General features: G+C 71.7%; 9 protein-coding genes. 8 read left to right on the top strand and 1 reads right to left on the bottom strand.

The annotated features are described in order from the left end of the window. Positions 1-57: 57 nt before the first annotated feature. From mrdA to ACZ5C2_RS16730, 4 genes are all read left to right on the top strand, one after another. Entirely contained in the window at positions 58-2,379 is a 2,322-nt protein-coding gene (gene mrdA, locus ACZ5C2_RS16715; RefSeq protein WP_468791011.1) for a penicillin-binding protein 2, read from the top strand. After that, a complete protein-coding gene (gene rodA, locus ACZ5C2_RS16720) occupies positions 2,376-3,578 on the top strand; it encodes a rod shape-determining protein RodA (protein ID WP_468791013.1) in 1,203 nt (400 codons plus the stop codon). The genes mrdA and rodA overlap by 4 nt, the downstream gene beginning before the upstream one ends. A 306-nt stretch (positions 3,579-3,884) precedes the next feature. Continuing rightward, entirely contained in the window at positions 3,885-5,459 is a 1,575-nt protein-coding gene (locus ACZ5C2_RS16725) for a CYTH and CHAD domain-containing protein (protein WP_468791015.1), read from the top strand. 64 nt (positions 5,460-5,523) lie between these two features. Then, positions 5,524-7,473, top strand: coding sequence for a TIGR03960 family B12-binding radical SAM protein (locus ACZ5C2_RS16730; RefSeq protein WP_468791017.1), 1,950 nt, complete (start codon positions 5,524-5,526; stop codon positions 7,471-7,473). 270 nt (positions 7,474-7,743) lie between these two features. Here the strand turns inward: ACZ5C2_RS16730 and ACZ5C2_RS16735 are convergent, their stop codons facing one another. Continuing rightward, a complete protein-coding gene (locus ACZ5C2_RS16735) occupies positions 7,744-8,559 on the bottom strand; it encodes a hypothetical protein (RefSeq protein ID WP_468791019.1) in 816 nt (271 codons plus the stop codon). A gap of 263 nt (positions 8,560-8,822) precedes the next feature. Between ACZ5C2_RS16735 and ACZ5C2_RS16740 the strand changes: the two genes are divergently transcribed. The 4 genes from ACZ5C2_RS16740 to ACZ5C2_RS16755 all read left to right on the top strand — a co-directional run. Next, entirely contained in the window at positions 8,823-9,890 is a 1,068-nt protein-coding gene (locus ACZ5C2_RS16740) for a hypothetical protein (RefSeq protein ID WP_468791021.1), read from the top strand. Positions 9,891-10,205: 315 nt separating this feature from the next. Next, positions 10,206-10,982, top strand: a complete 777-nt coding sequence (locus ACZ5C2_RS16745; RefSeq protein ID WP_468791023.1) for a TIGR03936 family radical SAM-associated protein — start codon at positions 10,206-10,208, stop codon at positions 10,980-10,982. Between the two features lie 261 nt (positions 10,983-11,243). Beyond that, entirely contained in the window at positions 11,244-15,605 is a 4,362-nt protein-coding gene (locus tag ACZ5C2_RS16750) for an Rne/Rng family ribonuclease (protein WP_468791025.1), read from the top strand. Positions 15,606-15,768: 163 nt separating this feature from the next. Continuing rightward, the coding region (locus tag ACZ5C2_RS16755; protein WP_468791027.1) for a sugar phosphate nucleotidyltransferase at positions 15,769-16,057 on the top strand (289 nt) is incomplete at its 3' end.

The following is a 16,057-nucleotide window of genomic DNA, read 5'->3' on the forward strand; positions in this document are numbered from 1 at the left end:
GCCGTTCACCACTCGTACGCACCCACGCGCACGCGCTCTGAGAGAGGAGGAAGCCGCGTGACCAACATCCCCGAGACCGGCCGCAATACGCGGGTCCAGATCCGGCTCGTCGTCATCCAGGTCCTCGTCATCTCCCTCCTCGGAACCCTCGGCGGGCGCCTGTGGTACCTCCAGATCCGCGAAGGCGACCAGTACGCCAAGGAAGCCTCTGGCAACCACGTCCAGCAGGTCGTCCAGCCCGCCGTCCGCGGCTCCATCCTGGACGCGCGCGGAGTGGCCCTCGCGGACAACGAGACCCGGCTGGTCGTCTCCGCCTCCCGCACCGACCTCCTGAAGATGAAGGACGACGGCAAGGCGGTCCTCACCAAACTCGCCGGCGTCCTCGGCATGAAGCCCGAGGAGGTGGAGCAGAAGGTCCGGCTGTGCGACGCCGAGACCCCCCAGCCCTGCTGGAACGGCTCGCCGTACCAGCCCATCCCCATCACCGACGAGGCCACCCCCAAACAGGCCCTGCAGATCCGCGAACGCGCCGAGGACTTCCCCGGCATCACCGCCGAACCGCAGGCCCTGCGCCGCTACGCGAGCCCCGGCAAGGCCAACACCGCCCAGGTCCTCGGCTACCTCTCGCCCGTCACCGACGAGGAGATCCAGAAGGCGCAGGACACCAGCTCGCCCTACCTGCGCTCCGACATGGTCGGCCGCTCCGGCCTGGAGCGCCAGTACGACAAGCAGCTGCGCGGCAAGGCCGGCGTCACCCGCTACGAGGTCGACAAGCTCGGCCGCGTCCTCGGCCAGGCCGAGGCCGACCCCGCCCAGCCCGGAGCCAACCTCGTCACCAGCATCGACTCCCGCGTCCAGCGCATCGCCGAGTACCAGCTGAACGAGGCGATGAAGGAAGCCCGCAAGCAGCACGACCGCAACACCAACCGCAACTACGAGGCGGACTCCGGCGCCGTCGTCGTCATGGAGGCCAAGACCGGCCGCGTCGTCGCCATGGCCTCCAACCCCACCTACGACCCCAACGCCTGGGTCGGCGGCATCTCCGCCAAGGATTACGCCACCCTCACCGGCAAGAAGTCCAACTACCCGCTGCTCAACCGCGCCATCCAGGGCCAGTCGGCACCCGGCTCCATCTTCAAGGTGATCCCGACCGCCGCCGCCATACAGGCCGGCTACTCCTTCGAAGGCCCCTACGAGTGCTCCAGCTCGTACTCCATCGGCGGACAGGTCTTCAAGAACTTCGAGTCCCAGAGCTACGGCGGTATCAGCCTCGGCCGCGCCCTGGAGGTCTCCTGCGACACGGTCTTCTACCGGCTCTCCCACGAGGAGTGGAAGCGCGACGGCGGCAACAAGCCGAAGAAGAACGCCCACGACTGGTTCTACAAGACCGCCCACCAGTTCGGCCTCGGCGAGGAGACCGGCATCGACCTGCCCAACGAGGTGACCGGCCGCGTCCCCGACCGCCAGTGGAAGAAGGACTACTGGCAGGCCAACAAGGACGCCTGGTGCAAGTACGGAAAGAAGGACGGCAGCTACGCCGAGAAGATCGCCTTCGAGAACTGCCTCGAAGGCAACCGGCTGCGCGCGGGTGACTCCGTCAACTACTCCATCGGCCAGGGCGACACCCTCGTCACGCCCATCCAGATGGCCACCGTCTACGCGGCCATCTCCAACGGCGGCACCCTCTACGACCCCACCGTCGGCAAGGCCGTCATCAGCCCCGACGGCAAGACCGTCAAGGAGATCGAGCCCCAGTCGCACGGCAAGCTGCCGACATCGAAGAAGACGCTCAGCCAGATAGACGAAGCCCTCGAGGGAGTCGCCACCCGCGGTACGGCCGCGTGGCGATTCGGGGGCTGGCCACAGGACGAGATCCCGATGCACGCCAAGACCGGTACCGCCGAGGTCCACGGCAAGCAGACCACTTCCTGGTTCGCCACGTACACCGAGGACTACTCGATCGTCATGACGATCTCCCAGGGCGGTACGGGCTCCGGCGCCTCGGGCCCCGCCGTGCGCAACATCTACAACGCCCTGTACGGCGTCTCCGAGGACGGCGAGATCGACAAGAAGAAGGCGCTGCTGCCCACACCGCAGAAGACCCTCCCCAAGGTCCGCACGGACGGCACCATCAAGTCCCCGAAGGTCTCCAAGGACCCGGCCAAGGACCGCGCGACCCCCTCGCCCGATGCCCGGGCCGCCACCCCGCAGGACAACCCCGCCGACCCGCAGCAGGCCGGCACGGCCCCCTCACCGGAGAACACCAACCGCGACACCCGCCGCCGCGAGCGACGCCGGGGCGGCGGACCACGCCGCGGTGCCGGCGGCACCCGTCACCGGTGCGGCGGCCGCACGGCAATCCGGAGGACAGCGTCATGACCGGCGGTGTCAACAGCTTCCAGGTCTCCGGATACGGGCCCGAGCGGGCCGGCTGGACCCGGGTCTTCGCCCGCGACTCCCTGGCCCGCCGCCTCGACTGGCCGATACTGCTCTCGGCGATCGCCCTGTCCCTGCTGGGCTCGCTCCTGGTCTACTCGGCCACCCGCAACCGCACCGAACTCAACCAGGGCGACCCCTACTACTTCCTGGTCCGGCACTGGCTGAACACCGGCATCGGACTCGCCCTGATGATCGGCGCCATCCTCCTGGGCCACCGCGCCCTGCGTACCGCCGTGCCCCTGCTGTACGGAGCCTCGGTCTTCCTGATCCTGCTGGTGCTCACCCCGCTGGGCTCCACGATCAACGGCGCCCACTCCTGGATCAAGCTCCCCGGCGGATTCTCCGTCCAGCCCTCCGAGTTCGTGAAAATCACGATCATCCTCGGCATGGCCATGCTGCTCGCCGCCAGAGTCGACGCAGGCGACAAGCCCTACCCCGACCACCGCACGGTCCTCCAGGCCCTCGGACTGGCCATCGTCCCCATGCTGATCGTGATGCTCATGCCCGACCTTGGGTCGGTCATGGTCATGGTCATCATCGTGCTCGGCGTACTGCTCGCCTCCGGCGCCTCCAACCGATGGGTCTTCGGCCTGCTCGGCGCCGGCGCCGCCGGCGCGATCACCGTCTGGCAGCTCGGCATCCTCGACGAGTACCAGATCAACCGCTTCGCCGCCTTCGCCAACCCCGAACTCGACCCCGCCGGCGTCGGCTACAACGCCAACCAGGCCCGCATCGCCATCGGATCCGGTGGACTGACCGGCTCCGGCCTCTTCCACGGCTCCCAGACCACCGGCCAGTTCGTGCCCGAGCAGCAGACCGACTTCGTCTTCACCGTCGCCGGAGAGGAACTCGGCTTCGTCGGCGGCGCCCTGATCATCGGCCTGCTCGGCGTCATCCTCTGGCGCGCCTGCCGCATCGCCCGCGACACCACCGACCTGTACGGCACCGTCGTCGCCGCCGGCATCGTCGCCTGGTTCGCCTTCCAGACCTTCGAGAACATCGGCATGACCCTCGGCATCATGCCGGTCACCGGCCTGCCCCTGCCGTTCGTCTCCTACGGAGGCTCCTCCATGTTCGCCGTATGGCTGGCGCTCGGCCTGTTGCAGTCGATCCGGCTGCAACGGCCGATGTCCGCGTAGCGGCGGACGCCAACGACCGACGCCCGCACGGTGCCGGGCCCGCGCACAGGCCCGCGTCTTCGCCGGGTGCCGGGCCCGCGCCGACGCTCTCGGCGCGGTGCCCGGCCCGCGCGCGGTACCCGGCCCCCTCCCGTGGACCCGCGCCCCCGCCGGGCCGTGGGCCTCCGCGCGGTGCCGGGCCTGCCTGCGGACCGGATCTCCGCTGCTCCGGGCTCCCGCGGGAGCCCGGCCCCGCGCCCGGCCCGCACCTCACCGATATGGAGCGGCCCACTGCCGCTCCGCACGCACGGCGACTAGATTCATGTCATGGCGGACACCAAGCGCGAGATCGAGCGAAAGTACGAGTCGGACACCGGCGGACTGCCCGACCTGACCCGCGTCCCCGGCGTCGTATCCGTCCTCGACAAGGGTGTCACCCACCTCGACGCCACCTATCACGACACCGCCGACGAACGCCTCGCCGCGTCCGCCGTCACCCTGCGCCGCCGCACCGGCGGCTCCGACGCCGGATGGCACCTGAAATTCCCCGTCGCCCCCGGAGTGCGTGACGAGATCCGCGCCCCGCTCGCCGACAGCCTCCCGGGCGAACTCGCCGCCCTCGTCCGTTCCCGCGTCCGCGACCACGCACTGCTGCCCGTCGTCCGGCTGCGCTCCGACCGCGACGTACGCCACCTCCTCGACGCCGACGGCCGGCTGCTCGCCGAGGTCAGCGTCGACACCGTCCGCGCCGAACGCCTCACCGGCGACGGCGGCACCGCCCAGTGGACCGAGATCGAGGTCGAACTCGCCGACGACGGCGACCCCGCCTTCCTCGACAAGGTCGAAAAACGCCTGCGCAAGGCCGGCGTACGTCCCTCGCAGTCGACCTCCAAACTGGCCCGGGCCCTGGCCGAGACGGCACCCGACCACGGCACCGCGACCCCGGCCGCCACCCCCGTCCCCGCCACGGCGCCGGAAGCGGCCCCGCAGCAGAAACGGCGCTCACGCACGGTCGGAAAGCCCGTCACCTCCGGGGACCACGTCCTCGCCTACCTGCGCGCCCAGCGCGACGCGCTGGTCGAACTCGACCCCGCCGTGCGCCAGGACCTCCCCGACTCCGTCCACAGCATGCGGGTCGCCACCCGCCGCCTGCGCAGCACCTTCCGCACCTTCCGCACCGTCCTCGACCGCGAGACCACCGACCCCGTCGCCGCCGACCTCAAGTGGCTGGCCGGCGAGCTCGGCCTCGACCGCGACCAGGAGGTCCTCGCCGAACGCCTCAGGACGGCCCTCGCCGACCTGCCCGGCGCCCTCGTCGCCGGCCCCGTCGGCGACCGCCTCACCACCTGGTCCGAGGCCCGTCACGCCGGAGCCCGCGGCCGCCTCGCCGGCATCCTCGACTCCCGCCGCTACCTCACACTCCTCGACACCCTGGACGCCCTGACCGAGAACCCGCCCCTGCGCAAGAAGGCCAGGGCCAAGCCGGAGGAGACCCTCACCGAGGCCGTACGCAAGGATCTCGACAAGCTCACCGCCCTCGTCACCCACGCCATCGAGCTTCCACCCGGCACCGACCGCGACGTCGCCCTGCACGAGGCCCGCAAGAAGACCAAGCGCACCCGCTACGCCGCCGAGGCCGCCGCCCCCGCACTCGGCAAACCGGCGAAGGACCTGGTCAGGTCCATGAAGTCCCTCCAGGGCCTGCTCGGCGACCACCAGGACAGCGTCATGGCCCGCCAGACCCTGCGCGAGTTCGCCGCCGTCGCCCACGCGGCAGGGGAGAACACCTTCACCTACGGCGTGCTCCACGGCCGTGAGGAACGCCGCGCGGAGATCGCCGAGAACGCCCTCCCCGAAGCCTGGACATCGATCGGCAAGGACCTTCGGCCCTGGACAACGTGAGGAGTACCTCTCCAGCCGCGTTACGCTGAAGGGTCACCCCACCCAGCACACAAAGGTTCGCAAGATGCCTGCCGAAGCCGCCGAGTCTGTGTTCCCGCAGCTCGAAGCTCTGCTCCCGCATGTGCAGAAGCCGATCCAGTACGTCGGCGGAGAGCTCAACTCCACGGTCAAGCCCTGGGAGAGCTGCGACGTCCGCTGGGCGCTCATGTACCCGGACGCGTACGAGGTCGGACTGCCCAACCAGGGCGTCATGATCCTCTACGAGGTCCTCAACGAACAGGACGGCGTCCTCGCCGAGCGCACCTACAGCGTCTGGCCGGACCTGGAGGCGCTGATGCGGGAGCACCACGTCCCGCAGTTCACCGTCGACAGCCACCGCCCGGTGAAGAACTTCGACGTGTTCGGCCTGAGCTTCTCCACCGAACTCGGCTACACCAACATGCTCACCGCCCTGGACCTGTCCGGCATCCCCCTGGAGGCCAGGGACCGGACGCTGGACGACCCGATCGTCATGGCGGGCGGTCACGCGGCCTTCAACCCGGAGCCGATCGCCGACTTCATCGACTGCGCGGTCATCGGCGACGGCGAGCAGGCCGTCCTGGAGGTCACGCGGATCATCCGCGCCTGGAAGGAGGAGGGCCGCCCCGGCGGCCGTGAGGAACTCCTCTTCCGCCTGGCGAGGACCGGCGGGGTCTACGTCCCCGGCTTCTACGACGTCGAGTACCTCCCCGACGGCCGTATCGCCCGCGTCGTACCGAACAAGTCGGGTGTGCCGTGGCGCGTGTCGAAGCACACGGTGATGGACCTCGACGAGTGGCCCTACCCCAAGCAGCCCCTCGTCCCGCTCGCCGAGACGGTCCACGAGCGCATGTCCGTGGAGATCTTCCGCGGCTGCACGCGCGGCTGCCGCTTCTGCCAGGCCGGCATGATCACCCGCCCGGTGCGCGAGCGCTCGATCACCGGCATCGGCGAGATGGTCGACAAGGGTCTGAAGGCCACCGGCTTCGAAGAGGTGGGTCTGCTCTCCCTCTCGTCCGCCGACCACTCGGAGATCCGCGACGTCGCCAAGGGACTGGCCGACCGCTACGAGGAAGACAAGGTCGGCCTCTCCCTCCCCTCCACCCGCGTCGACGCCTTCAACATCGACCTGGCCAACGAGCTGACCCGCAACGGCCGCCGCTCGGGCCTCACCTTCGCCCCCGAGGGCGGCTCGGAGCGCATCCGCAAGGTCATCAACAAGATGGTCTCGGAGGACGACCTCATCCGCACCGTCGCGACGGCCTACGGCAACGGCTGGCGCCAGGTGAAGCTGTACTTCATGTGCGGCCTGCCCACCGAGACCGACGACGACGTCCTCCAGATCGCCGACATGGCCACTCGCGTCATCGCCAAGGGCCGCGAGGTCTCCGGCTCCAACGACATCCGCTGCACGGTCTCCATCGGCGGCTTCGTCCCCAAGCCGCACACCCCCTTCCAGTGGTCCCCGCAGCTGTCCGCCGAGGAGACCGACGAGCGCCTCGGCAAGCTCCGCGACAAGATCCGGGGCGACAAGAAGTACGGCCGCTCCATCGGCTTCCGCTACCACGACGGCAAGCCCGGCATCGTCGAGGGCCTGCTCTCCCGGGGCGACCGCCGGACCGGCGCGATCATCCGCGAGGTCTACGAGGACGGCGGCCGCTTCGACGGCTGGCGCGAGCACTTCTCCTACGACCGCTGGATGAACTGCGCGGACAAGGCACTGGCGCCCTTCGGCATCGACGTCGACTGGTACACCACCCGCGAGCGCACCTACGAGGAGGTCCTCCCCTGGGACCACCTCGACTCCGGCCTGGACAAGGACTGGCTCTGGGAGGACTGGCAGGACGCTCTCGACGAGACCGAGGTCGAGGACTGCCGCTGGACCCCGTGCTTCGACTGCGGAGTGTGTCCTCAGATGGACACCAGTATTCAAATCGGACCAACGGGTAGGAAGTTGCTGCCCCTGACGGTCAAGAAGTCGGCACCGATCAGCTGAAACGGGTGCTGACGTGAGTGACGATCCGCTGCGGCGTCCCGCCGACGCTGCGGCGGAGGTAACAGAGGACGAGGCGACGGTGTTGCTGAGCACGCTCCGTGTGCAGCGGTCGGCGCAGATGGCCCCTTTGTGTGCGCACCCCCGCCGAGCCCGGAAGCGATTCGAGACGTGATTCCTGGTCTGCGGTCGCACTGGCGCTCGTGCTGGGCGGGCACGGAGAAGGCGGCCCTCGTCGATGGCGGGGGCCGCCTTCTCCGTGGAAGGCCGGGCCTAAGGGACCTCGCGGCCGTACGGGCGGATGCGGTGGCGGGGGGTGACGGTGCGACGGGGTGGGCGGGTGAGGGTGATCTGGCGGACCAACTGCTGGAAGCAGGTCAGGGCGGCGACTCCGGGGAGTGCGGCGGCGGCCGTGTCGGTGAGGGTATGGGGGGCCTGGGCCACGCAGAGGAGGACCGCGACGGAGGAGAAGAGCAGGACGACGAACCAGGAGTGCAGGGCGCGTCGTTGGTGCAGTGCCGCGCGGAGGATGGAGAAGGAACCCGCCAGCCAGGGGCCGTAGACGAGGATGGGCCACCAGGCGGATGAACTGCCGCTGCTGTGCGCCGTGGTGACGAGGAGCAGGGGTTCGTAGGTGACCACGCCGCTGAAGACGCTCACCATCGACACGGTGACCGCCGCCATGGCGGCGATGACGTAGCTGGCGACGCGCAGGGCGTCGGGGCGTTTGCGCGGGGGTTTGCGGTGGCCGCGTGGGGTGGCGCGCAGGGGTGGCAGCTCGGCCGTGATCTCCTGCAGGTTGCCCATGGGGCTGCCGGCGGGGGGTGTGGTGACCGAGGCTTCCTCGCGCGGGGGCGGCACGGTTCTGCCGTATTCCTCGCCGCGGGCCTCCTGGAGCAGATAGGCCAGTTCCTCGGCCGGGTCCCAGGGCGGGACGGGCGGTTCCTCGGCCGGGTCCCAGGGCGGGACGGCGGGTACCACCGGCTCCGCGTAGACGGCTCCGGCCCGGTGCCGTCCGGTGCCCGCTTCGTTGAATTGGTCCGGGACGTCGGCGCCGTACCAGAGCTGGTCGTAGCGTTCATCATTCATGTCAGAATTGATTCATCGGGCCGGCGGGATCAGTCGACAGCGTTTCTGTGACATGACGCGGGAGTGGCCCTGACCTGCTTTCCTTCATATAGCGACTAACGGCGGCCGTTTCACTTGGATGCGTGGCAAAGGAGTGAACGGCCGACGGGATAATTGCTTCATATAAATCTTGGAACTCCTTCTTTCCGACTGGCGTTCAGGTATGAGGATCATTGCCGTGTGGATGCGGGATCCGCGCGGGCCGCTCCGGCGTCTACGCCGGTATGGACGTCGAGAAGTCGCCGGTGCCCGCGGACCGTGAGGGGTGCCTCGTCGTGGCGATCCGCATCCCCGTGCGGATCGTGGTGCTCGTGCTGGTCGTGCCGGTGCGGATGGTCTGGGACGCGCTCGTCGTCGCCGGGCGGTTCCTGAACGACACCGTGTTCCGGCCGCTGGGGCGGGCCCTGCTGTGGATGGGGCGGGCGGTGTTCGTGTGGCCGCTCGTGGGGCTGTGGCGCCATGTGCTCGTGCCGCTGGGGTGGGGAGCGGCATGGCTCGGGAGGGTGCTTGTCGTCCTTCCGTCCGTGGCGGTCCACCGGTATGTGCTGACTCCGCTCGGGCACGCGGCCGCATGGGTGTACGCGCGTGTGCTGACGCCGATCGGGCAGGTGCTCGTCGTCGTCGGGGCCGGGGTGCGGGCGGGTCTGGTGTGGATGGGGCGGTATCTCGTCGTCGTGCCCTCGGCGTGGGTGTACCGGTGGATCCTGACGCCGGTGGGGCACGCGGCCGTGTGGTGTGGCAAAGGGCTTGCCTGGTGCGGGAGAGGGCTCCTGTGGCTGGTGACGGTGATCGTCACCGGGATCGGCTCCGGGCTGTACTGGACGGCCCGGATTGTGCTGGTGCTGCCCTGGCTCGCGGTCTGGCGCTGGGTTCTGGCGCCGGCCGGGCGGGTGCTCGGTGTCGTGGCGCGGGAGGTCGGGGCCGCGTTCCAGCACGCCTGGCGGGTCGCCGGGTACATCTCGCTCGCCGTGGGGCGGTTCCTCGCGGCGCTCTTCCGGTGGATCTTCGTGGAGCCCGCGCGGTGGGTGTACCGGAGTGTGCTGACTCCGGTGGGGCATGCGGTGCGCGACGCCGTGCTGCGGCCGGTCGCCGAAGCGGGGCGTCGTGTGGGACGTGCCACACGTCAGGCCCTCGCCTCCGCCCGTACGGCCGTCCGTCAGACCCGTGCCGACCTCCGGCGGGCTCTCTTCGGTGAGCCCGGGAGGCCCCGTCCGCAGGAAGAGCGTGAACTGACGCGGGGGCGCGGGGCGCGAAAGGCGAGTGACGCCAAGGAACTGTTGACCAAGCGCTGACCAGTGCCTTCGGGGCACCGCGGTGCGTTCTCGGCTCGCCTTCGGAGCGGCGTCCATCGGCCGCGGCAACTGGACGACGCGTCGCCGTCGCGGACGCCGCGGCCGTCCGGTCGCCGGGAACCAGCGGCACGGCTTGCACGTACCCTGAGAGGGACCACGGCGAGAGGGGCCACGGCCCCGGTGCCCGGCCGGGACATCAGGGACGTCGTCGTACGGCCGTACGCTAGAAGGGAGGCGCACACCAGCGCCTCCTGACAACGAGGAGAAGATCCACTGGGCAAGCGACAGCCCGAAGGCCCGCCGCCCGCACCCGCGGTGCAGCGCATCCGACTGCGCTACACCAAGCGCGGCCGCCTCCGGTTCACCAGCCACCGTGACTTCCAGCGTGCCTTTGAGCGCGCGCTGCGCCGCGCCGAGGTGCCGATGGCGTACTCGGCGGGGTTCACGCCGCACCCGAAGGTGTCGTACGCCAATGCCGCACCCACCGGCACGGGCAGTGAGGCGGAGTACCTGGAGATCGCGCTCACCCAGCCGCGCGACCCCGAGCGGCTGAGGGCCCTTCTCGACGAGTCGATGCCCGCCGGGCTCGACATCGTCGAGGCGGTCGACGCCCGGACACCGGGCCTCGCCGACCGGCTGACGGCTTCCGTGTGGGAGTTGCGGCTGGACGGTGTGGCCCCCGCGGACGCCCGCCGCGCGGTGGACGTCTTCAACGCGGCCGGGACCGTCGAGGTCCAGCGCCGGACCAAGAACGGCGTCCGCACTTTCGACGCCCGCTCCGCGGTCGTGGCCCTGGAGAGCGCGGAAGCGGACGCGTCGCAGCCTGATAGGCCGACCGGCCGGCCCTGTGCGATACTGCGGCTGGTTGTTCGGCACGTGACGCCTGCCGTACGACCCGACGACGTCCTGTCCGGTCTCCGCGCCGTGGCCGACCTGGCGCCGCCGGTCCCCGTAGCGGTGACCAGGCTGGCGCAGGGGCTGTTCGATGAAGAGACCGGCACGGTGACCGACCCGCTCGCGCCCGACCGCGAGGCAGTAGCGACCGAGCCGTATCCGGCCGGCGCCGCTGCCGCCGCGACGGCGCCGGCGTAAGGAAGGTCCCGCGTAGGGACGGATGTCGTAAGCGCCGCCCTCGAACTCGGGAGCCACCTGGGTCGGGCAGCGCACCGACCAGAAGACTTTCGCCAGGCCGTACGCATTCGGCGTACGGAACCGGCGAGACAGGACACAGAGAGCTCCCGTGCGGCGCCCGCGCCCCGGACGGCGGCAACCGCGCATCGCGCGAGCCGCGGACGTCACCGGCATCGCCGGACCAGGTGCGGCGCCCGGGAGCCTGACGGGAGAAACGCCCGCATGCTCGAACCGATCGAGCCCACCGAGGGCTCCGAACCGAACACCCCCAGCGACACCCTGCCGCCGAGGCGGCGGCGCCGTGCCGCGTCCCGCCCGGCGGGCCCGCCCGCCGCGACGGCCGAGGCGACGGCCGAGACCGTCGCGGCGGCCATAGCGGACGCGGAGACGGCCGGGGCCGTGGAAGCCGCCGACGTCCCTGAGCCCTCCGAGCCCGATGAGCTCGTGGACGGCCAGGAGAGCGCCGGGAACGAGAGGGAGAAGGAGACCGAGGCCGCCGCGCCCCGGCGTCGTCGCGCGGTCCGCCGTGCGGCCGCGCCCACCGGCGCACCGGCGTCGGCGGAGGCCGCCGAGACGGTCGTGTCCACGACTCCGGCCGCCCCGGAGACCACTCCGGCACCCGAGCCGGCCGTCGCTTCCGACTCCGCCGAGGATGCTGCTCCCCGGCGCACCCGTCGTCGTGCGACACGCACGGTGACCTCGCCCGCGGCGACCACCGGAGCGGCCGGGGATTCGGCGCCCGCGGAGACCTCCGCGCCCGCCGCGCCGGCCGAGGACGTCGAGCCCGCCGAGGATGCCGCTCCCCGGCGCACCCGTCGTCGTGCGACACGCACGGTGACCTCGCCCGCGGCGACCACCGGAGCGGCCGGGGATTCGGCGCCCGCCGAGCCCGCCGCGTCGGCCGAGGACGTCGGGACCGCCGAGCCCGCCGAGGACGCCGCCCCGCGCCGCACCCGGCGCCGTGCCACACGCACCGCGGCCACGCCTGCGGCGACGGCGGCCGAGACCGCGGACAGCGTCCAGACGGCGAAGACCCCGGCAGAACCTGCCGAGGCCCCCGCTGCTCCCGCAGCCACGGAGCCCTCCGAAACCCCTGAGACCGCCGAAGACACCGCTCCGCGCCGCACCCGGCGCCGCACCTCGCGGCGTGCCTCCGCGCCCGCCGGTACGTCGGTGGCCGCCGAGGCGGCAGCAGACGACGCGGGTGAGCCCGCGCAGGCCGCCCCGACCGCCGAGGAGGCCCCGGTGACCGAGAACGAGAAGCAGACAGAGACCCCCGGCGAGACCGAGCAGGCCCCCGAGGCCGCCGGGAGCCCCGAGGCCGCCGGGACCCCCGCCGACGACGCCACTCCGCGCCGCCGCCGTCGCGCCGTCCGCAAGGCCGCCGCCGGGTTCGCCGAGCCCGCGCGCACGGCCCGGGCAGCCGCTGAGACCGCCGAGGCGGAGGACTCGCCGCGGCGCCCCGCGCGCCCGGCCGTCGCCGTGTTCCAGCCGCCGGTCTTCACCGAGCCCCGCTTCCAGACCCCGGAGCGGGCCGCCGCCGAGGCGGCCGCCGAGGTCCCCGAACCGGTGGAGCCGGAGGAGGAGACCGAGGAGTTCACGGAGGAGCCGTCCGCCGCCTCCCGCCGCCGTCGCCGGCGTCGGGGCGCGGGCGACGAGACCGAGGCCGCCGCACCGGCTGCCGGGGCCACTCCCGCCACCCGTGCCGGCGACGAGGCGGAGGAGGCCGGGGAGTCGGCCGAGGACCACGCCGACGCCGATGCCGACGCCGACGACCAGGACGACAGCGAGTCCTCCGGTTCGCGTCGCCGCCGTCGCCGCGGTGGCCGTCGCCGCCGTCGCGGTGAGTTCGCCGAGGCCGACGCCGACGGCGGTGAGCAGGAGGACACCGACACCGAGCGGGCCTCCGCCGAGCAGGCCGCCCAGGACGCCGAGGACACCGCCGAGCAGACGGAGGAGGACGCCGAGGACCGCGAGGACTCCGGCGGTTCCAGCAGCAGCCGCCGCCGTCGTCGCCGCCGTCGCCGGGCCGGTGACAGCGGTGGTGAGGGCGAGCCGACCACCGACGACCCCGAGCGCACCGTCGTCAAGGTGCGCGAGCCGCGCAAGGCGGCCGAACCGTCGGACGAGGTGCAGTCCATCAAGGGCTCCACACGTCTGGAGGCGAAGAAGCAGCGCCGCCGCGAGGGCCGGGAGCAGGGCCGCCGCCGTGTGCCGATCATCACCGAGGCCGAGTTCCTGGCCCGCCGTGAGGCCGTCGAGCGCGTCATGGTGGTCCGTCAGTACGGCGACCGTACGCAGATCGGCGTCCTGGAGGACGGGGTGCTCGTCGAGCACTACGTCAACAAGGAGCAGGCCACCTCGTACGTCGGGAACGTCTACCTCGGCAAGGTGCAGAACGTGCTGCCGTCGATGGAGGCCGCCTTCATCGACATCGGCAAGGGCCGCAACGCCGTGCTCTACGCCGGCGAGGTCAACTTCGAGGCGCTCGGCATGTCCGGCGGGCCGCGCCGCATCGAGTCCGCGCTGAAGTCCGGCCAGTCGGTCCTGGTCCAGGTGACCAAGGACCCGATCGGCCACAAGGGCGCCCGCCTCACCAGCCAGGTCTCCCTCCCGGGCCGCTACCTCGTGTACGTCCCCGAGGGCTCGATGACCGGCATCAGCCGCAAGCTGCCCGACACCGAGCGGGCCCGGCTGAAGACCATCCTCAAGAAGATCGTCCCCGAGGACGCGGGCGTCATCGTGCGCACCGCCGCCGAGGGCGCGAGCGAGGACGAGCTGCGCCGCGACGTCGAGCGGCTCCAGGCGCAGTGGGAGGAGATCAAGAAGAAGTCCAAGAACGGCGGCAGCGCGCCGACGCTGCTGTACGGCGAGCCGGACATGACCGTCCGGGTCGTGCGGGACATCTTCAACGAGGACTTCACCAAGGTCATCGTCAGCGGTGACGACGCCTGGGAGACCATCCACGGGTACGTGTCGCACGTGGCGCCGGACCTCGCCGAACGGCTGTCCAGGTGGACCAGCGAGGTCGACGTCTTCGCCACGTACCGGATCGACGAGCAGCTCGCCAAGGCGCTGGACCGCAAGGTCTGGCTGCCCAGCGGCGGTTCGCTGGTGATCGACCGGACCGAGGCGATGGTCGTCGTCGACGTCAACACCGGCAAGTTCACCGGTCAGGGCGGCAACCTCGAGGAAACGGTCACCAGGAACAACCTGGAGGCGGCCGAGGAGATCGTGCGCCAGCTGCGGTTGCGCGACCTCGGCGGCATCATCGTCATCGACTTCATCGACATGGTGCTGGAGTCCAACCGGGACCTGGTGCTGCGGCGCCTGCTCGAGTGCCTGGGCCGGGACCGTACGAAGCACCAGGTCGCCGAGGTGACCTCGCTGGGCCTGGTGCAGATGACCCGCAAGCGGGTCGGCCAGGGTCTGCTGGAGTCGTTCTCGGAGACCTGCGTCCACTGCAACGGGCGCGGTGTCCTCGTGCACCTGGACCAGCCGGCCGCCGCGGGCGGTGGCGGCAAGCGCAGGAAGCGGGCGAGGGCCGGTGCGGCGGAGCAGCCGCACGAGCACGAGGCCCTCGCGGGCGCCGAGACGGCCGAGCAGGAGGCGGAGGCGGAGGCGGTGGCCGAGGTCGCCGCCGAGACGGCCGAGCCGGTCGCGCTTCCCGCCCCCGAGTTCACGCCGGACGAGGAGCTGTACAGCAGCGCCGCCGAGGCGGAGGCCGCGGCCACCCGTGGGCGTACCCGCCGCCGGGCGAGCCGGCGCGTGTCCGCACCGGCGGGCGCGCCGAGGCGGGAGGCCGCCCCGGCCGACCGGAATCGGGCCGAGGAGCCCGTGCAGGCCGAGGAAGCCGTCACGGCCCGGACCTCGACCTCCCAGACCCCGACGGCCCAGGACGTGACGGCCGCCGAGGAGGCCGAGCGTCCCGTGCAGCCGGAGTCGGCAGCCGAGGCGCTGGCCGAGCCCGCGGCCGTCGAGGACGCCGTGGTGCCCGAGGAGGCCGCCCCCAGGGGACGCACGCGTCGCCGGGCCACCCGCAAGGTGTCCGCGCCTGCCGGTTCCCCGGCGGGAGCGGAGGCCGCGGTGGTGACCGTCGCGGAGTCCGTGAAGGCGGAGGAGCGGCCGGAGGCCGAGGGGGCACCCGCCGAGGCGGCCGCCCCGGCGGAGCCCGAGGCGCCGGCCCGCCCGCGCCGCCGCGCGGTGCGTAAGCCGAGCACGTCCACCGCGTCCGAGGACACGGCCGTCGTGGTCGTCCCGTCGGCCGCGGCACAGGAACCGGCGTCGGCAGCCGCAGAGGCGCCCGGTGAGCCCGTCGGCGGGACCGGCGGGGAAACCGAGGCCGCTCCGGCCAAGAAGACCGCCCGCAAGGCGGCCAAGAAGGCCACGGTGAAGAAGGCCGCCACCAAGAAGACGACGACGGCCAAGAAGACCGCCGCCAAGAAGACGACGGCCAAGAAGGCGGCCAAGACCACCAGGACGGCCGCCGCCAAGACGACGGCGAAGAAGCCGGCGTCGAAGAAGACCGCGGCCGCGGCACAGCAGCCGCAGTCCTCGGTCACGGCCGGGACCGACGAGGGCTGAGCGTCCGTCTACGCTGTGTGGTCCTGTCTCCCGTGGGCAGGACCACACCCTTGTCCCGAGGGCCGCGTCCGCCGTGCGTGGACGGGCCCGTCGATGAGTTCTGCCGCCGAGATGACACATCCCCGACTCGGTCGGACCCGGGGAACGTAAGGAGAGAACCGCGATGATAGGCCTCGTGCTTGCGGCCGGCGCCGGACGCCGTCTGCGCCCCTACACCGACACCCTGCCCAAGGCACTGGTGCCGGTGGGAGCGGAGGGCGATCCGGACGCCGTGACGGTCCTGGACCTGACGCTCGCCAACTTCGCCGAGATCGGGCTGACCGAGGTCGGGGTCATCGTCGGCTACCGCAAGGAGGTCGTCTACGAGCGCAAGGCGGCCCTGGAGCAGAAGTACGGCGTCAGGCTCACGCTCATCGACAACGACAAGGCCGAGGAGTGGAACAACGCCTACT

The organism is Streptomyces sp. NPDC031365 (assembly GCF_055569765.1).

What these genes read in the sequence shown, in the direction of transcription:
- ACZ5C2_RS16735 (WP_468791019.1), bottom strand. Translation starts at nt 8,559, where the DNA reads ATGAATGATGAACGCTACGACCAGCTCTGGTACGGCGCCGACGTCCCG.
- ACZ5C2_RS16725 (WP_468791015.1), top strand. Translation starts at nt 3,885, where the DNA reads ATGGCGGACACCAAGCGCGAGATCGAGCGAAAGTACGAGTCGGACACC.
- ACZ5C2_RS16740 (WP_468791021.1), top strand. Translation starts at nt 8,823, where the DNA reads ATGGACGTCGAGAAGTCGCCGGTGCCCGCGGACCGTGAGGGGTGCCTC.
- ACZ5C2_RS16750 (WP_468791025.1), top strand. Translation starts at nt 11,244, where the DNA reads ATGCTCGAACCGATCGAGCCCACCGAGGGCTCCGAACCGAACACCCCC.
- rodA (WP_468791013.1), top strand. Translation starts at nt 2,376, where the DNA reads ATGACCGGCGGTGTCAACAGCTTCCAGGTCTCCGGATACGGGCCCGAG.
- ACZ5C2_RS16730 (WP_468791017.1), top strand. Translation starts at nt 5,524, where the DNA reads ATGCCTGCCGAAGCCGCCGAGTCTGTGTTCCCGCAGCTCGAAGCTCTG.